The sequence below is a fragment of the Dactylosporangium maewongense genome (genome assembly GCF_039531485.1).
Lineage (GTDB): Bacteria > Actinomycetota > Actinomycetes > Mycobacteriales > Micromonosporaceae > Dactylosporangium > Dactylosporangium maewongense.
The window spans coordinates 214,635-232,650 of sequence record NZ_BAAAQD010000009.1 but is presented as its reverse complement, the minus strand read 5'-3'; the positions used below and the strand labels follow the sequence as shown (position 1 = coordinate 232,650).

The 18,016-nt window shown below is 73.8% G+C and carries 15 protein-coding genes; 8 read left to right on the top strand and 7 right to left on the bottom strand.

From position 1 onward, the window contains the following. Positions 1–6 precede the first annotated feature (6 nt). The 6 genes from ABD332_RS23665 to ABD332_RS23640 all read left to right on the top strand — a co-directional run bounded on the left by ABD332_RS23665 (position 7) and on the right by ABD332_RS23640 (position 6,235). The gene (locus ABD332_RS23665) at positions 7–1,008 is read left to right on the top strand and encodes a hypothetical protein (protein WP_344504246.1); all 1,002 of its coding nucleotides are present in this window, start codon (positions 7–9) and stop codon (positions 1,006–1,008) included. Positions 1,009–1,235: 227 nt separating this feature from the next. Further along, positions 1,236–2,252 (top strand): Acg family FMN-binding oxidoreductase, encoded by a 1,017-nt coding sequence (locus ABD332_RS23660; RefSeq protein WP_344504245.1) that lies wholly within the window; start codon positions 1,236–1,238, stop codon positions 2,250–2,252. A 160-nt stretch (positions 2,253–2,412) separates the two neighbouring features. After that, positions 2,413–3,603, top strand: coding sequence for an LCP family protein (locus tag ABD332_RS23655; protein ID WP_344504244.1), 1,191 nt, complete (start codon positions 2,413–2,415; stop codon positions 3,601–3,603). 17 nt (positions 3,604–3,620) lie between these two features. Further along, positions 3,621–5,261 carry a cation:proton antiporter gene (locus ABD332_RS23650; RefSeq protein WP_344504243.1) on the top strand — a complete coding sequence of 547 codons (1,641 nt, stop codon included), beginning with the start codon at positions 3,621–3,623 and terminating at the stop codon, positions 5,259–5,261. 14 nt (positions 5,262–5,275) lie between these two features. Further along, the gene (locus ABD332_RS23645; RefSeq protein ID WP_344504242.1) at positions 5,276–5,542 is read left to right on the top strand and encodes an acylphosphatase; all 267 of its coding nucleotides are present in this window, start codon (positions 5,276–5,278) and stop codon (positions 5,540–5,542) included. A gap of 45 nt (positions 5,543–5,587) precedes the next feature. After that, entirely contained in the window at positions 5,588–6,235 is a 648-nt protein-coding gene (locus tag ABD332_RS23640) for a class I SAM-dependent methyltransferase (RefSeq protein ID WP_344504241.1), read from the top strand. On the opposite strand, the gene ABD332_RS23635 is transcribed toward ABD332_RS23640, so the two are convergent. The 3 genes from ABD332_RS23635 to ABD332_RS23625 form a co-directional block, all read right to left on the bottom strand. Beyond that, positions 6,232–6,720 carry a hypothetical protein gene (locus ABD332_RS23635; protein WP_344504239.1) on the bottom strand — a complete coding sequence of 163 codons (489 nt, stop codon included), beginning with the start codon at positions 6,718–6,720 and terminating at the stop codon, positions 6,232–6,234. The genes ABD332_RS23640 and ABD332_RS23635 overlap by 4 nt on opposite strands. A 676-nt stretch (positions 6,721–7,396) precedes the next feature. Continuing rightward, complete coding sequence (locus tag ABD332_RS23630) at positions 7,397–9,022, bottom strand: diguanylate cyclase (protein WP_344504238.1); 1,626 nt, start codon at positions 9,020–9,022, stop codon at positions 7,397–7,399. Positions 9,023–9,078: 56 nt separating this feature from the next. After that, positions 9,079–9,471: a winged helix-turn-helix transcriptional regulator gene (locus tag ABD332_RS23625; protein WP_344504237.1), complete on the bottom strand. Its 393-nt coding sequence runs from the start codon at positions 9,469–9,471 to the stop codon at positions 9,079–9,081. 106 nt (positions 9,472–9,577) lie between these two features. On the opposite strand from ABD332_RS23625, the gene ABD332_RS23620 reads away from it, so the two are divergent. Beyond that, entirely contained in the window at positions 9,578–10,456 is an 879-nt protein-coding gene (locus ABD332_RS23620; protein WP_344504236.1) for an NADP-dependent oxidoreductase, read from the top strand. An 18-nt stretch (positions 10,457–10,474) separates the two neighbouring features. On the opposite strand, the gene ABD332_RS23615 is transcribed toward ABD332_RS23620, so the two are convergent. From ABD332_RS23615 to ABD332_RS23605, 3 genes are read right to left on the bottom strand one after another with little or no spacing between them, the layout of a single operon-like run. Beyond that, positions 10,475–12,685 carry a putative bifunctional diguanylate cyclase/phosphodiesterase gene (locus ABD332_RS23615; RefSeq protein ID WP_344504235.1) on the bottom strand — a complete coding sequence of 737 codons (2,211 nt, stop codon included), beginning with the start codon at positions 12,683–12,685 and terminating at the stop codon, positions 10,475–10,477. A gap of 41 nt (positions 12,686–12,726) precedes the next feature. After that, positions 12,727–13,041 carry a thioredoxin gene (gene trxA / locus ABD332_RS23610; RefSeq protein WP_344504234.1) on the bottom strand — a complete coding sequence of 105 codons (315 nt, stop codon included), beginning with the start codon at positions 13,039–13,041 and terminating at the stop codon, positions 12,727–12,729. Positions 13,042–13,044: 3 nt separating this feature from the next. Then, on the bottom strand, positions 13,045–13,383 hold the full coding sequence (locus ABD332_RS23605) for a MerR family transcriptional regulator (RefSeq protein WP_344504232.1): 339 nt from the start codon (positions 13,381–13,383) through the stop codon (positions 13,045–13,047). 111 nt (positions 13,384–13,494) lie between these two features. On the opposite strand from ABD332_RS23605, the gene ABD332_RS23600 reads away from it, so the two are divergent. Further along, entirely contained in the window at positions 13,495–14,433 is a 939-nt protein-coding gene (locus ABD332_RS23600) for a hypothetical protein (protein WP_344504231.1), read from the top strand. A gap of 66 nt (positions 14,434–14,499) precedes the next feature. Here the strand turns inward: ABD332_RS23600 and ABD332_RS23595 are convergent, their stop codons facing one another. Further along, a complete protein-coding gene (locus tag ABD332_RS23595; protein ID WP_344504230.1) occupies positions 14,500–17,958 on the bottom strand; it encodes an ATP-binding cassette domain-containing protein in 3,459 nt (1,152 codons plus the stop codon). Positions 17,959–18,016: the final 58 nt, after the last annotated feature.

The window sequence follows — 18,016 nt, the reverse complement described above, 5'->3', positions numbered from 1 at the left end:
GCAGGGATGACGGCGGACGCTGGAGGCGACCCGATGCAACGCGACGACATTGTGCTGGCCCACGAGAAGTGGTTCCTCGAGGACCCGTCGGCCTACACGCCGGACTGGTCGTTCGCGACCCGGCCGACCACGCTCGCGGTGCTCGCGCTCGTCGTCGCGGTGACCGTGGCCTGGCGGGCCGTCGGGCGGCGGGTCGGCACCCCGGAGCTGGGGATCCTGCGCCCGCTCGGCCGGATCACCCCCTACCTGCCGCGCCTGCTGGCGATCCACCTCGGGGTCAGCCTGCTCACCCTCGCCGCCCGCGGCTACTTCCTCGCCGCCGACCTGGAGCTGCACGAGCTGCCCGCCCCGGCGCTGCTGGGCGTCGTGGAGGGTGCGCTCGGCGTCTGGTTCATCACCGGGTACCGGCTGCGCCCCGCCGCCCTGCTGCTGGTCGTCGTCGGGCCGGTGGCGCTCGCCGCGACCGGGCCGGTCAGCCTCCTGGAGGCCGCGGACCTGCTCGGCATCGCCGGGTTCCTCGCGTTCCTGCCGCCGTCCGGCGACCGGCACGGCGCCGTCACCCCCGACCCGAAGGCCCTGCGCCGGGCGCTGCTCGCGCTGCGGGTCGGCGTCGCGACCGCCCTGGTCACGCTCGCGTTCTCGGAGAAGCTCGCCAACCCGGCGATGGCCCGCGCCACCCTGGAGCACTACCCGCAGCTGGACGTCTTCGCCTACCTCGGCCTGCACGTCCCCGCCGACACGTTCATCCTCGTCGCCGGCGCCACCGAGCTGCTCTTCGGCCTGCTGGTCCTCTCGGGCGCGATGCCGCAGCTGGCGATGCTGGTCGCGGCGGTCCCGTTCAACGCGACGCTGCTCATCTTCGGCGCCCCGGAACTGCTCGGCCACCTGCCCGTCTACGGCGTCTTCCTGACTCTGCTCGCCTACGGCTCGGACCCGGCCACCGCGGGCGACGTCCGCTGGCTGCCCCGCCTGCGCCGCACCCCCGCCCCGCAGCCCGCCACCGCCTGAGCAACCCAGCCCAGGGCGAACCAGGAAACAAGCTGAGCAACCCGTACCGAGCAGCCGCCTGCGTCGCACACCGCGCCGCAGGCGGCCTCTCGTACAGCGGCAGACAAACGGTCCTGAGAAGGCTGGGACCAAGGTCCCGCGGGTGCGGGCATCTGCGCCCTGCCCGCCACCCGCCGCCTGGGGCGAGGCTGGAAGCGTCACTCTCAGAGCATCCGAAGGAGCCCGTCATGGCCGCCATCCTGTACACCGATCACGGCGCCGCCGTGCGGGTCAGCCCGGCCGGCCGGGCGCTGACCGACGCCGTCCTCGCCGCCCTCGGCGCCCCGTCGATCCTCAACACGCAGCCGTGGCACTGGCGCATCGACGGCGACACCGCGCAGCTGCGCGCCGACCGGTCGCGGCAGCTGCCGGTGATCGACCCCGACGGCCGGCTGCTGACGCTCAGCTGCGGCGCCGCCCTGCACCACGCCCGGGTCGCGCTCGCCGCGGACGGGTTCGCCGCGGAGGTGACGTACCTGCCGGACGCCGGCGACCCGGACCTGCTCGCCACCGTGCGGGTCACCGGCGCCGGGGAACGCACCGCGGCGGCGCAGCGGCTGCGCCGGGCGATCGGCATCCGGCGCACCGACCGACGGCCGTTCGCCGAGCGGGACGTGCCCGAGGCCGCCCTCGACGGGCTCCGCCGGGCGGCCGCGACCGCCGGCGCCAACCTGCACGTGGTCCGCCCGCGGGACCTGGTCGACGTCGTGGTGGCCGCCGGCCACGCGGCCGACGTCGAGCGGGCCGACCCGGCGTACCGCGCCGAGCTGGCGACCTGGGTGCACGACGGCGCCGAGGACGGGGTCCCGCCGGCGACCGCCGCGGAGGGCGGGCCGCGGCCGGTGCCGGTCCGTGACTTCACCGGTACGCCGGATGCCCTTCCCAGCGTGTACGCCGGCGGCGACGTCGCCGACCGGCACGCCCGCTACGCGGTGCTGGTCACCGGCGGCGACCTGGCCCGCGACTGGATCGCGGCGGGCGAGGCGCTGTCGGCGGTGCTGCTCACCGCCGCCGGTGACGGCCTGGCCGCCTCGCCGATGAGCGACCTCGTCGAGGTCCTGCCGGCCCGCACGATGCTGCGCCGGATGCTCGGTGACGTCGGCCACCCGGCGATGGTGGTGCGCATCGGCGTCCCCGGCCGGATCCAGCCCGCCCCCGCCTCCCCACGCCGCCCGTCGGGCTCGGCGGTCGACCTGGCAGGGTGAGCATCGCCACACTTGCCACCCGTACATCGGGTGAACACGGGACGACCAGTGGAAACTCGTCGGCGCTATCGTCAAAGACGGCCGACCCGAGTAGCGAGACGCAACGTTGCACGCCCCGGTTCCGTCTTCAGCATGAGATCGACGGTTGGAAGGGCGTGCGGTGGCGAAGAAGAAACGCAAGGACCCGCTGTGGGCGAAGCTGCTCCTCGTGCTGGGCGCGTTGCTGCTCGTCGCCAGCGGCGGCGGGCTGATCGGCGGCAAGCTGCTGCTGGACCACTACAGCGACCAGATCACCCATGAGGGCGGTCTCGGCCAGGCCGCCGCCGAGGGCAACATCATCGACGGCCCGATCAACCTGCTGCTCGTCGGCGTCGACGAGCGCGCCGGCAACGCCGAGATGGGCGCCCGCGCCGACTCGATCATCATCGCGCACATCCCGGCCAGCCACGACGCGGTCTACCTGACCTCGATCCCCCGGGACACCCGGGTCAGGATCCCGGCGTTTCCGAAGACGAAGTACACCGGCGGCACCGGCAAGATCAACGCCGCGTTCCAGGCCGGCTCGGAGAACGGCGGCGGCCGCGAAGGCGGCCTGGAGCTGCTCGCCGAGACCGTCAAGGAGCTGACCGGCGGCCTGCGGTTCAACGGCGCCGCCATCGTCAACTTCGACGGGTTCAAGGGCCTGGTCGACGCGATGGGCGGCGTGCACATGTGCGTCGACGAGCGGGTCATCTCCATCCACACCGGCTGGAACACCAAGACCGGCAAGGAGGGCGTGCCCTACAACTTCGTCAACGACCTCCCCACCACCCTCAAGCCCAACATGCGTGCCCAGACCTACGAGGTCGGCTGCTACGACATGGCGGCCTGGGAGGCCCTGGACTACGTGCGGCAGCGCGACAAGCTCGCCAACAACGACGGCGACTACGGCCGGCAGCGCCACCAGCAGCAGTTCATCAAGGCGATGCTGAAGAAGGCCACCAGCTCCGGCGTCATGCTCAACCCGATCAAGATCACCGAGATACTGAACCGGATGGGCGACGCGGTCTCGTTCTACAACAACAAGATCGACCTCACCGACTGGATCTTCACCCTCAAGGGCATCAAACCCGACCAGATGGTGACGTTGAAGGTCAACAACGGCGACTTCCACTCCGAGACGATCGGCGGGCAGTCGTACGAGATCCTCGACGACAACGCGAAGGCGCTCCTCACCGCGATCGCCCGGGACGAGGTCGGCCCGTTCCTCGCCGGGCACCCCGAAATGATCAACAACAACGCCGACCAGCCGGCCGTGACGCCCGGCGCGACGACGGCGAAGTCGCCGTCTGGGAAGCCTTCCACCCGTTAGGCACCGACAATGGGGTGGTGGGTGCCGAGACGCTGCTGCTGTTCGCCCTCGCCGCGGTAGCCGTCGTCGTCGCGGTGCGCTGGTTCGCAGGGCGCACCGGGCTGCCCGCCGCCGCGATCCTGCCGGTCCTCGGCATCGTGTACGGGCTGCTGCCCGCCCCGGACATCACCCTCGAGCCGGAGATCCTGCTGACGTTCGTGCTGCCGCCGCTGCTGTACAGCACGGCACTCGACGCGTCGCTGATGGCGATCCGGCGCAACGTGCGGATCGTCGTCAGCCTGTCGGTCATCCTGGTGCTCATCACCGCGCTCGCCATCGGCGCCGGCTTCCACCACCTCGTCGCGGGCGCGTCCCTCGCCGCCGGGATCGCGGTCGGCGCCGCCGTCGCCCCGCCCGACCCGGTCGCCGCCCTCGCCGTCGGGCGCAGGGTCGGCCTGCCGCAGCGGCTCGTCACGATCATCCAGGGCGAGGGCCTGCTCAACGACGCCACCGCCCTCACGATCCTGAGCTTCGCGTCCGCGGCGATCCTCGGCGACAAGTTCTCCGCGACCGCGGCCGTCGTCCGGTTCGTCGTGGCGGCCGTCGGCGGTGCCGCCGTCGGCGCGGTCGTCGCCGTGGGCGTCGGGATGCTGCGGCCCCTCAACCGGGACCCGCTCACGGCCAACGCGATCTCCCTCGCCACGCCGTTCGCCGCGTACCTGCTCGGCGAGCACCTGCACGTCTCCGGTGTCCTCGCCGTCGTCGTCGCCGGTCTCGTCGTCGGCCACCACGCGCCCCGCGCCGCGTCGGGCGCCAGCCGCCTGCAGACCAGCGCCGTCTGGCGGCTCGTCGACTTCCTGCTCGAGGGCTTCGTGTTCCTGTACATCGGCCAACAGCTGCCGGACGTGCTCCAAGGGCTGCGCCGGTACGAGACCTCCACCATCGTCACGGCGGTCCTCGTGTCGGTCGGGTCGGTGCTGCTCATCCGGCCCGTGTGGCTCCTGCTCACCCAGTCGCTGCCCAGGTCGCTGCACTCCCGCCTCGGCACCGGGCAGCACGCCGGCAAGCTCACCGGCCGGGAGGTCACCGCGCTGAGCTGGGCCGGCACCCGCGGCGTCATCAGCCTCGCGGCCGTGTTCACCCTGCCCATCATCACCCCCGACCGCGACCTGCTGCTGTTCTGCACCCTCACCGTCGTCCTCGTGACGCTCGTCGGGCAGGGCCTCACGTTCGGCCCCCTCGTGCGCCGCCTCGGCCTGCGCGCCGACGCCGTCGACGAGGCCCGCCTGCGCAACGAGGCCCGCTCCGCGTCGGTCCGCGCCGCCCTCGAACGCCTCGACGACCTCGCCGTCGTCATCGGCGAGAAGCCCGGCCGGCGGTCCGCGGAGGACGCCGCCGCCGAGATGGAGGCGATCCAGGTCATGCGCGGCCTGCTCAACCAGCGCCTCGCCCGCTACCAGGGCCGCATCGACCTCCTGCAGAACGCCGAGTCGCCCGAGATGCCGGTGTCGCCACGGTACGAGGCGGCGCTGCGGGTCCGGCGCGCCGCGATGGACGCCCAGCGGGAGGAGCTGCTGCGCTGGCGGGACGCCGGCACCCTGCCCGACGAGGGCCTGCGGGTCCTGGAGCGGGAGCTCGACCACGAGGAGCGGCTCCTGCCCGAACGGCCGTCCCGATGACGTAGCGTCGCAGCATGGAGCGCAGGCGGGTGCTGGTGTCGGGACGGGTCCAGGGCGTCTACTACCGCGACACGTGCCGGCGGGTCGCCGTCGGCGCCGGCGTCGGCGGCTGGGTCCGCAACCTCGACGACGGCCGCGTCGAGGCGGTCTTCGAGGGCCCCCTGGAGGCGGTCGAGCGGCTGGTCGCGTGGACCCGCCAGGGCCCCGCGGAGGCGTCCGTCTCCGGCGTCGAGATCCACGCGGAGGCCCCGGAGGGCCTGGCGGTCTTCGCCATCCGCTGACCGACGGCGTTGCGCCCCGGCGGAGGGTTCCGGGATAGTCGGCGGATGGGCGACGGGGACCGGCTGACGACGCTGCTCGACGAACAGGCCGCCTTCTACCAGGCGGTCGCGTCCGAGTACGACGACCACGCGCTGCACTTCGACGGCGGCGACGAACTCACCAGAGCCATCGACGACTTCCGGCCGACCGGCCGGGTCCTGGAGCTCGCCTGCGGCCCGGCCACCTGGACCCGGCAGCTGCTGCGGCACGCCACCGACCTCACCGCCGTCGACGCCTCCGCCGAGATGCTCCGCATCGCCGCGGCGCGCGTGGGTGCGGCGCCCGTGCGCTTCGAGCGCGCCGACCTGTTCAACTGGCGGCCGGACCGCCGCTACGACGTGGTGTTCTTCGGCTTCTGGCTGTCCCACGTCCCGGCGGAGCGCTTCGCGCCGTTCTGGTCCATGGTGTCCGACTGCCTCGAACCGGACGGGCGGGTGCTCTTCGTCGACGACGCCTACCGCACGGAGGAGGAGCTCATCGAGGGCGCGGACTCCCCGGTGATCCAGCGCCGGCTCACCGACGGGACGCCCTACCGGATCCTCAAGATCCCGCACCGGCCCGCCGACCTCGAGCGGCGGCTCGACGAGCTCGGCTGGGCCGTCACCGTCCACGCGACCGGCCCGTTCTACTGGGGCAGCGGCGGCCGCCGCTAGCCGGCCCGTTCCACCGGGGCGGCCGCGGGCGCGACCGGGCCCGCCACGGTTGGTGCCGTGCGGCGGCGGGAGACGGACCAGGCGCGCAGCGCCACGATCGGGACGACGAGCGCCGGCGTGACGACGTACAGGAACATGCCGGCGCTGCCCCCGCGAGTGACGGCGACGGTGTAGCCCTCGGCGTCGCGGCGCTGGGCGACGCCGTCCAGGAGGTCGGCCGAGACGCCGACGGCGAGACCGATCCAGACGGGTGCGACCGCGGCGGCGGACGTGGCCACGCCGCGGTACCACTTCGGCAGGAACGGGATCGCGACGACGAGCGCGGCCAGGAGGGTGATGACGGCGGGCCAGGCGAGGGCGCGGCCGCCGAGCTCGAACGCGGAGTAGCTGACGCGCTCGGCCCTGCCGTCGCGCAGGCCCCAGTAGTCGGCGCCGAGGTGCGGGGCGCTGAGCATCGTGACGCCGGCGGTCACCGCGACGAGCACCACCAGGTCGTGCGGGCCGGGCGAGCAGCAGCACGAGGGCCATCGCCAGGAGCGCGACGCCGAGGACGCCCAGGATCCAGCCGCCCATCGCGTACGCGCCGGCGGCACCGTCGCTGGCCTCGGGGGTCGGCCCGATCTCCGGCAGGTGGGCGGCGGCGAGGCGCTCGTCCAGGTGGCTGATCTTCAGGCGCAGCGCGGCCATCAGCAGGATCATCAGGGCCGCGACCAGCGCAGCCGGCGGGCCCACGACCCAGCGCAGGGTGGCTGGCGACTTCAACAGCGCGGTGACGAGGACGACGAGGAGGCCGCCGCCGATCAGGTACGCGATCCAGTACACCGGCGCCTGCCGGCCGTGCAGCTCGAAGAGGGTCGCGGAGTCGCCCGGGTGGGCGTCGACGAACGGGATCCGGCCGCCGAAGAACAGCAGCACGGTCGCGACCACCGTGAGGAACGCCAGGCCGAGCGCCGGCCGGCCCGGCGGCGGTGCGACCGGGCGGCGCCTGCGGCGCAGCACCGCCAGGGTGGCCAGCAGCGCGAGCGCCAGCAGCACCCCCGCTCCTGTCAGCACGGTGACGACGGTGGCCTCCGTGTCCGACGGTGCCAGGTCATCCATGCGGCGCCTCCCCCGAGTCGACCGCCGATCCTGGAGGACCCGGCGGCGGCAGGAGGCCCCGTGCTAGGCGGCTTCCTGCAGGGCGACGCGGCCGGCCCGGGACTTCTTCGCGCGGTACATGGCGGCGTCGGCGCGGGCGACGAGGGCGTCGGCGTCGACCGTGCCGGGGCGCGCCCAGCTGACGCCGATGCTGGCCCGCGGCAGGATCCGCATGCCGTCGAACCGCAGGGCGGCGCTGTCGGCGGCGACGGCGGTGGCGAGGGCCTCGGCGATCCGGCGGGCCTGCGGCCGGCCGGCGACGTCGCGGCAGACGACCACGAACTCGTCGCCGCCGAAGCGGCCGACCACGTCGCCGTCGCGGACCGCGCCGCGCAGCAGGTCGCCGACGTGGGTGAGGAGGCGGTCGCCGGCGGCGTGCCCGTGCCGGTCGTTGACCTGCTTGAACTCGTTGAGGTCGACGAAGACGACGGCGACACCCCGGCCGCCGGCCGGCAGGGCCAGGGCCTCTTCGAGGGCGGTGAGGGTCGCGGCGCGGCTGCGGCAGCCGGTGAGGGCGTCGTACGTCGCCTGCCGGTGCAGTTCCTCGCGCATCCGGACCGCGTCGGTGACGTCGGTGAGGCAGATGATGGCGCCGGTCACCCGGCCGTCATCGCCGGCGAGCGCGCGGACCTTCGCGTCGACGCGGCGCAGCCCGGTGTCCGGGTGGCGGAAGCCGTACTCGAGGTCGGCGTCGGCGCCGTCGCGCAGGACCGCGTCGAGGGCGGCGGAGACCTTGGGCAGGTCGCCGGGGGTGACGCCGCCGGCGAGGCGGGCGCCGTCGAGCACGTCGCCTTCCGCGGTGCCGACGGTGCGGGCGACCCGCGCGTTCTGATACACGATGACCCGGTCGGCGTCGATCTGCAGGATGCTCATCGGCAGCGCCTCGGTGAGCCGGCGCAGCCGCTGCTCGCTGGCCCGCAGCGCCTCCTCGGCGGCCATCTCGTCGCTGATGTCGAGCATCTCGCCGACGACGTGCGGGTCCCCGGGCGTGCCGAGGAAGCTGTGGTTGGTGATCTCGAACCAGACGGCGCGGCCGTCGCGGTGCAGGTGCCGCAGCCTGACCCGGCGGGCGCCGCCGTCCGGAACGGTGAGCAGGTCCATCCAGCCGGTGATGGCCCGCTGGTGGTCGTCGGGGTGGACGAGGTCGATGGTGCGGCGGCCGACGAGCTCCTCCGCGGTCCAGCCGAGCAGCCGCTCGATGCCCGGATCGGCGGCGGTGATGACCGCCGTCTGGTCCTTGCGCACGGTGACCATCCGCGGCCGCACCGGGTCGGCGCCGAGCGCGCCGAGCGGCCCTTCCAGTCCCGTGATGCAGCAGGTGTACAGGCCGAAGCGGTGCGTCGTGTCGACCAGGAGCATGCGGGCGACGACGCCGGGCGCGGCCCTCGGGCGGACCAGGCACTCGGCGGCGCCCTCCGTCACCGCCCGGTGCCACGCGTCGACGACCGCCGGGTGGTCCTCGCCGACGATGAGGCCGAGCGCGGACGACGGACCCTCGAGCGGGCGCAGGCCGCTGCGGCGCAGCTCGTCCGGCAGCGGCGCGAACAGCCCCTGCACCGTGACAGCGCTGACGAACGCGTCGGGGTGCTCCGCCAGTACAGTGGCGAACACCGCGTCGCGGGCGGCGGCGTCCATCGTCGGTCCCGGCATGCCCGCGTCATCGGCCGGGCGGTCGCCCGCTGAAGGGCTTGTGACGCCGCCGATGCTCAAACGGTCTCGTAGGCGTCCCGGGCGGCCATGATGTGCTCGATGTTGGTCTCGGCCCAGGCTTTCAGGGCGCCGAGGACCGGGGCCAGGGACTGGCCGAGCGGGGTCAGCTCGTAGTCGACGCGGACCGGGACCGCGGCGGTGACGGTGCGCTTGACCAGGCCGTCGCGCTCCAGGGTGCGCAGTGTCTGGGTCAGCATCTTCTGGCTGGCGCCGGCGATGCGGCGCCGCAGCTCGCTGTGCCGGCGCGGGCCGTCGGCGAGCGCGTTGACCAGCAGGCCGGCCCACTTGTCGGCGATCGTGGCGAACACCTCGCGGGTCGGGCAGGCGGCCATGTAGGCGTCGTAGAGGACCTTCGCCTCGAGGCGCTGCTGCTCCGCGGTCTTCGTCATGACGGTCCCTTCGCGTCCCTAGGGCACTTTCAGGTGCCTGGTTTCCAACAGTACCTGCCTCGATTCAGGCTGGTCCCTGTCAGAGCGACACCAGAGGGGGATCGTCATGCGAGTTGTCGAGGTGCAGCGGTACGGCGGGATCGACGCGCTGCGGGTCGTGGAGCGGACTTCGCCGGTCCCTGACACCGCCGGGCGGGTGCGGGTGCGGGTCGAGGCGGCCGCGGTCAACCCGGTCGACGTGGCGACGCGGGCCGGCTGGCTGGCCGCGCTGCTGCCGGACCTGACCGGGCCGTTCGTCCTGGGCTGGGACTTCGCCGGGGTCACCGACGACGGGCAGCGGGTCGCCGGGTTCGTGCCGTGGTTCGAGCAGGGCGGCACCGTCGGCGCCCAGGCCTCGGTGCTGTTCGCGGACCCGGCGTGGTTCGCGCCGGTGCCCGCCGGCACGGATCTCGTCACGGCGGCGACGCTGCCGCTGAACGCGGTCACGGCGGCGCAGGCGCTGCGCATCGCCGGGCTCAGCGCCGGCCAGTCACTGCTCGTCACGGGGGCGAGCGGCGGCGTCGGCGGGTTCGCGGTGCAGCTGGCGGCGGCCGCGGGCGTCGAGGTGACGGCGGTCGCGTCCACCAGCGACGAGCCGTTCGTCGCGGGGCTCGGCGCGAAGACGGTGCTGTCGCGCACCGACCCGCTGCCGCCGAAGGCGTTCGACGCGGTGCTGGACGCGGCGTCGGTGCCGGGGGCGATCGGCGCGGTCCGCGACGGGGGCGTGCACGTGGCCGTCACCGACCCGGCCGCCCCGGCTGCCGAGCGCGGCGTGCGGGTCGGCACGGTGCACGTGACCCCGGACCGGGCGCTGCTCGCCGAGCTGCTCGGCGCGGGCCTGGTCACCCGGGTCGCCGGCACCCTGCCCCTCGACGAGGCAGCGGAGGCGCACCGGCGGCTGGAGGCCGGCGGCCTGCGCGGCAAGCTGGTGCTGACCGCCTCCTGACGGCGGTGGTCCAGGCGGTCAGCTGGTGCCGGCCGCCCTCCTGACGGTGGTGGTCCAGGCGGTCAGCTGGTGCTGGCCGCTCGACCTGACGAGGTCCGGCGCGGGCCGGCCGTAGAGGTACCCCTGGACGAAGCGGTAACCCAGCCGGTACAGCTCCTCGGCCTGCGCCGCGGTCTCGACCCCTTCGGCGATCGCGGTCAGCTGGAGATGGTTGCTCACGTCGATGAGGGCCCGCGCGATCACGGCCTGCCGCCCGGGCGTACCGACGTGATCCACGAACGACTTGTCCACCTTCAGGATGTCGACCGGCGCCGTCTGCAGCAGGCCGAGCGACGAGTGCCCGGTGCCGAAGTCGTCGAGGGCGATCCGCACGCCGAGCGCGCGCACCGCACGCAGCGTGTCCAGGGCGGTGTCGCTGTCGAAGACCGCGGTCTCGGTCACCTCGACGACCAGGTGCCGCGGCGGCAGGCCGGTGTCGGCGAGCACGGCGGCGACCGACTCGGCGAAGCCGGGCTCCGACAGCTGCCGGGCCGAGACGTTGACGCTCACCCGCTGCGGCGCGTCGGCGCCGAGGGTGGCCCGCCAGTGCGCCATCCGGGCGCACGACTCGCGCAGGATCCAGGCGCCGAGCTCGACGATCAGGCCGTTGTGCTCGGCGACCGGCACGAAGTCGGCCGGGCTGACGAGCCCGCGCAGCGGGTGCCGCCAGCGCACCAGCGCCTCCACCGCGACGGTCTCCCCCGACGGGAGGGCGACGATCGGCTGGTACGCCATGAAGAACTGCGACTCGTCGAGGGCGGTGCGCAGCTCGGCGCCGAGCTCGGCGTGCTCGGACGCCTGCCGGTCGAGGGCCGTGTCGTAGCGCAGCACCCGCCCGCCGGTCTTCTTCGCCGCGTACATGGCGACGTCGGCGCGGCGCAGCGGCTCGAACTCCTCGCCGGTGCCCAGGCAGTCCGCGACGCCGACGCTGGCGCGCACCAGCAGCCGGTGCGAACCTGCCTGGAACGGCCGCTCCAGGGCCTCGGCGTAGGCGGCCACGTCGCCGCCGGGCAGCAGCAGCGCGAACTCGTCGCCGCCGAGCCTCGCCACGGTGTCGCCCGGGCGGGCCACCGACCGCAGCCGCTCGGCGACGGCGATGAGGAGCCGGTCGCCGACGCCGTGGCCGAGCCGGTCGTTGATGCCCTTGAAGTCGTCGAGGTCGATCAGCGCGACCGTCGCGGGGGTGTCGAGCGCCGCCCGGATGCGCGCCTCCAGCTCCCGCCGGTTGGCCAGGCCGGTCAGGTCGTCGAGCATGGCGAGCCGGTGCACCTGCCGGACCAGCCCCGCCATGCGTACACCCACCAGCAGGAACAACACGACGGCGCAGGCGCCGACCGGCAGCCAGTCGATGTCGTGCGGCCGGGTGACGCCCTGGACCAGGAGCACGCCCGGGGCCAGCAGCGACGAGCTGGCCAGGGTCAGCAGGCGCACCCACCCGACCGTCGCCCGCGCCTCCCGTGCCTTCGCCCGGGGCGCTCTCGACGACGGGTGCAGCCCGGCGGCCGCCCACAGCACGTAGGACAGCATCCAGCCGGCGTCGAACAGCCCGCCGCCATAGGAGGTGTACGACGTGACGATCGAGTACATGACGTCGGCGCAGTTCAGCAGGGCGAGCGACGTGGCGAGCAGGCCGATCCCGGCGTCGCGCACAGCGCCGGAGACGAACAGCCTGGCGAGCATGGCCAGCAGCAGCGCGTCGAACGCCGGGTACGCGAGCGCCACCACCCGCGTGCCGATCGCGGTGCCGTCGTCCGCGATCGGCTGCATGAGGAACGTCCACAGCACCAGCCCCGCGCCCGTCGCCACGATCGAGGCGTCCAGGACCGCCGCGCGGCTGCGGCCGGCCCGCTGCCGGACCAGCACGAACACGCCGGAGGCGAGCAGCGGGTACGCGGCCAGGTAGAGCGCGTCCGCCACCGACGGGAACGGGTCCTGGTGCAGCACGTGCGCGTAGTAGGTGTAGACGGCGTCGCCGCTCGACCACAGCAGCATGCCGGCCGCGAACAGCCACCACGCGGGCCGTTCCTTCGCGGCCTGCCTCGGGGCCACGGCGAGCAGCACCGTCGCGGCGGCGGCGCCGAGCCCGTCGTAGACGAGGCCGGCGGCGAGCGACCCGGTGGGGAGCAGGAAGTAGCCGACGGTCGTCAGTACGCCGGCGACCGTCCACCACATCCACAGCTTTCCCCGCACCTGTGCTATTTCGGCGGGTTCGCCGCCTGGTTGAGGGTGCTTCAGCTCACGGTGTCGAGCTGCGCCCGCAGCTGTGACTTGGGCCGCGCCCCGACCACCTGCGACACCAGCTCCCCGTTGCGGAACAGGCTGAGCGTCGGCATCGACAGCACCCCGTACGCCCGCACCGTCTCAGGGTTCGCATCCGAATCGATCTTCACGATCCTCGCCCGGCCCTCGTACTCCCTGGCCAGCTCCTCCAGCACCGGCGACAACCGGTGGCACGGCGGGCACCATTCCGCCCAGAAGTCCACCAGCACCGGCAGCTCGCTGCCGAGCACCTCCTCGGCGAACGTGGCATCCGTGATGTCCTGCATGACTCAGCCCAGCTCCTTCACGATCGTGGCCCGGATCCGCCGCAGCCGCACGATGTAGTCGTCGATCTCGGCGAGCCGGCGGGTGAGCACCTCGACCGACCCGGGGCACTCCGCCCCCGAGCTGTGCCCCTCGCGGATGCACTCCACGAACGGCCGGGTGTCCTCGAGGTTGAACCCGATCTCCAGCAGGGCACGAATCTCCCGCACCAGCCGCAGGTCCTCCTCGTCGTACTCCCGGTACCCGTTCGACGTCCGCCTGGCGCTGAGCAACCCCTGCTGCTCGTAGTACCGCAGCGCCCGCGCACTCGTCCCGGCCTGCTCCGCCAGCTCACCGATCCGCATGCCGCCAACCGTAAACCTTGCCACCAGCGTCAACGCCAGCCGCTTTCGCGTTGTCCACAGCTCTTGCCCGCCGCTTCCGGTCCGGCGGAAGCTGCGGCACTGTCGGGCCTCATGGGGGGCACTCAGCACGGCCTCATCGCCCGTTCACAGCTCACCGCCGCCGGCGTGACCAGATCGCAGCTGCGTTGGCGCCTGCACACCGGCCGCTGGCAGCGGGTGCTGCCGAACGTGTTCGCGGTGTTCAGCGGCGAGCTCGACCACCGGCAGCGGTGCATCGCCGCCCTGCTGCACGGCGGCCCGGATGCCCTGCTCACCGGGGCCGCCGCGCTCACCGCGCACGGATTCCGCAACGTGCCGAGGGACCCGATGCTGCAGGTGCTCGTGCCACCCACCCGCAACACACCGTCGGTGGGGTTCGTCCTGGTTCAGCACACCCACCGGCCGGACCCGTTCACGCGTCGCATCGGCCCGTTGCGGGTGACGTCACCGGAGCGCTCGGTCGCCGAGGCGGCCCGCCGGTGCGGCGACCCCCGGCAGGTGCGGGCGATGGTTGCCGAGGCGGTGCAGGACGGGCGGTGCACGGTCGAGGACCTGGTCCGCGAGCTGGCTGCCGCACCGCGCGCCGGGACCGCGCTGCTGCGCCGGGCGGTCGACGAGATGGTCGCCGGGATCAGGTCTGTCGCCGAGGGCGACGCGCGGGCGCACCTGGCCAGATCCCGGGTGCTGCCCCGATCGCTGTGGAACCCCCGGCTCACGACCCCCGGCGGCGTCGAGCTGCCCACTCCGGACGGATGGATCGCCGAGGCCGACCTGGCCGTGGAGGTCGACTCCCGCGAGTACCACCTGTCCCCGCAGGACTGGGAGCGGACCATGCGCCGGCACCGGCGGCTGACCGAGGCGGGCGCCCTGGTGCTGCACTTCTCGCCACGGCAGATCCGGGAGTCGCCGGCGGCATTCGTGCGGTCGGTCGAGCGTGCCTACCTGACCCGTCTCGCCGCCGGCCACCAGCCCCGCATCCGCACCCACCCACCCCTCCCGCACCGTCCTTGATCAGGTAGCGGATCCGGTCGTCATGGCGACCGGATCCGCTACATGATCATGAAGCGACCCGAAGGCTCAGCCGGCTAGGTGGCCCCAGTGGGGTTCCAGGTCGTGCCAGGTGCCCTGGGCGGCGGCGGTGCCGTCGAGGAGGACGACGACGCGGTCGGCCTGGGTGAGGGCGGCGCGCTTGGAGGTGGAGCCGATCACCGTGACGCCGTGGGCGCGCAGAGCGCGCCAGAGGGCGAGCTCCGTCGTGACGTCGAGGGCGGAGGACACGTCGTCGGCGATGAGGAGCTCGGTGCGGGGAGCCAGGGCGCGGGCGAGGGCGAGGCGCTGGAGCTGGCCGCCGGACAGGCGGGTGCCCTTGTGGCCGATGAGCAGGCCCAGGCCGGCGCCGGCGGCGGCGAGGTCGTGGGTGAGCTGCGCGGTGGAGACGGCGTCGTCGGGGTCGACCTCGTGGCCGAGGCTGATGTTGTCGGCGACGGTGCCGGACAGCACGCGCGGGAGCTGGGCGACGTAGCCGATCTGGTTGGGGCGCAGGAACATCTCGGGTTCGGTGACGGGCTCACCGTTCCAGCGCAGGGCGCCGGTGTGGTGGACGATGCCGGCCAGGGCGCGCAGGAGCGAGGACTTGCCGGAGCCGACGGGGCCGACGACGAGGACGAGCTCGCCGCGGGAGACGGTGAGGTCGAGGTCGCGCACGGCGACGGTGCCGTCCTCGTGGACGGCGGTGAAGCCGTCGAGGTCGAGGCGGCGCAGCGGGCGGCGCGGCGGCGCGACCGGGGCCGGTGCGGTGCCCAGCGACAGGTCGACGCCGGGGACCTGCGCCGCGTACTCCCCCTCGCCGGTCATCGCGACGGTGCGGCGGGTCCAGACGCGGGCGGAGGGCAGCTGCGAGACCAGCGACGCGGTCGTCCACGCGAACCAGCGGGCCGAGCCCAGGGTGGACACGGCGACGAGGGTGGCGCCCGGCGTGAGGTGGCCGGTGAGCAGCAGCGCCCAGGCCCCGATCGGCAGCAGGCCGCTGGCGATGGCGGGGGTGGAGCGGGCCCAGACCTGCATCGAGATCTCCCAGCGCTGCCGGGCGCTGCGGATCTCGTCGAGCTTGGCGAGGTGGTCCAGGACGGGGCTGGTGGCGCCGGCGAGCTTCACCGTGCGGGCGGCGGACAGCGACGAGACGAGTGCGGTGGCGAACGCGGCGCGCGCCGCCACCGTGAAGGTCGCCGAGCGTTTCAGCACGGGGCCGAAGAGGGTGGCGGTGAGGCCCGAGACGACGATCGTGGCGGCCATGAACGCGGCCGGCACCAGGGAGCCCGAGACGAGGGTCATCGAGACCAGGACGAAGGCGCAGATCCACTGGTCGATGAGGTTGTCGGCGAGCACGACGACGCGTTCGGTGTCGCCGCCCTGCGCGACGACCTCGGCGGGCGTGTGGCTGCTGACCCGGCGCGGGCCGGTCTGGCCGTGCACGAGCCGCAGGCTGATGCGCAGCAGCTGCCTGACCCACCACTCGGGGAACCACTTGCCGGTGTAGTACGGCAGCGGCAACGGCAGCAGGAGGCCGGCGACGATCCCGACGGCCGGCCACAGCAGGTCGCCGGTGCCGTCGACGAGGTCGGCCCACAGCCACGGCAGCACCGAGCCGTCGAGGCCGAGGAACACCATGAGGGAGAACATGGCGACGGAGACCAGGCCGAACCGGGCGTCGTTGGTGGCGAGCTTGTAGATGTTCCACAGCGTGCGGGCGCGCGGCAGCTTCGGCAGCGGCGGCGGGTCCGTTTTGTCCGTGACGGCGGAGACCAGCGAACCTTCCAACGGCGGCGGCGCATCGAGCACCGCGACCGACGAGGAAGACGCGGGCACGGTGACACGGACCTCAGAAGAAGCCAGCAGCGAGGCGAACCGGGTCGAGGACGACATGGGGCCGGCCTCCACGACGGCGCCGTCGGCGAGGACCACGACCTCGTCGCAGCGGCGTACGGAGGACAGCCGGTGCGCGACGATGATGCCGATGCGCCCGACGAGCAGCCGGTCGGTGGCCCGCTGGACCTGCGCCTCGGTGACCGGGTCGAGCCGCGCGGTGGCCTCGTCGAGGATGACGACCTGCGGGTCGCGCACGACGATGCGGGCGAACGCGACGAGCTGCTCCTGCCCGGCGGACAGCGCGTGGCCGCCCTCGCCGAGCTTGGTGTCGATCCCGTCCGGCAGCTCGGCGACCCACGACGTGAGGCCGAGCTCCTCCAGCGCGGAGGCGGCCCGGGGAAGCAGCGCGGGGTCGAAGAGGGCGATGTTCTCCGCGAGGGTGCCGGCGAGGATCTCGGTGCGCTGCGGCACGACGGCGATCCAGCGGCGCAGCGCCTCGATGTCGAGGTCGAGCAGGTCGGTGCCGCCGAGGAAGACGGTGCCGCGGGGCAGTTCGACGGCGCGGGTCAGCACCTTCGCCAGGGTCGACTTGCCCGATCCGGTCCGGCCGATGAGGGCATACGAACGCCCCCGCGCGAACGTGAGGCTGACGTCGCGCAGCGCGGCCCGCGCCGTGGAGTCCGCCCCGTACCGGAAGGTCAGGTCCCGCACGACGAGGTCGCCGGGCGCGGGCGCGGCACCCCCGAGCGGCTCCTGCCGCGAGTCGCGCAGCAGGAGCACCCGGCCCCAGGCGCCCAGCGCGTACTGCAGCTCCGGCACCATCCGGCTGGTGTGCTCGACGGTCGCGCCGAAGCCGAGGGCGAGCAGCCACACGGCGGTGAGGCGAGCGCCGTCGATGTGGCCGGAGGTCATTGCCCACAGCCCGGCGACGACGATGACCGCGATGCCGGCCCGGACGGTCCCGGCGGCGACGGCCGTGACCGCGCCGGAGCGGGTCCAGACCTGGCGGCCGCGCTCGAGCACGACGCTGGCGCGCCGGGCGTACAGGCGCAGGACGTAGGGACGGGCGAGGCTGGTGCGCACGTCGTCCTGGCCGTGGATGGACTCCTCCATCAAGGCGGCGAGGTCGGACCAGGCCTCCTCCTCGCCCATGCGGGCGGTGCCGATCTTCGACGTCGGCTTGCGCAGCACGGCGGTGAGGCCGGCGACGAGCACGATCATGCCGACGCCGGCGGGCCACCAGACGTACAAGGTGGTGCCGATCGACAGCACGCCGAACGCGATCGACTGCGCGATCCGCACGCCGCTGCCGCGCAGCTCGGAGCCGACCTGGTAGACGTCGCCGTCGATGCGGTCGAGCAGCTCGCCGACCGGCGTGGTCTCCAGGGTCGGCAGGTCCTGGCCGAACGCGACCCGGCACAGCCGCCGGCGCACGTCGGCGGACCAGTCGGCGGTGACCCTGGCCATGATGAGCCCGACGAGGAGGTCGGTGGCCACGGCGGCGAAGAGCGCCACCGCGAGGACCACGAACATGGTCCATGATCGATGGATCAGGACCGATCCGGCGACGCCGGCGGCGAGGGCCTGACCGGCGGCGCCGAGGACGACCAGGAACACCACGAAACCGGTGCGGCGCGGCGACGTGGCCCACAGGTCACGGAGCAGGCGCATGGTGGATCCCCCCGGATCGTGTTGGCGGCCTCTCAGCCTGCGCCGCGACGCGGGGCAT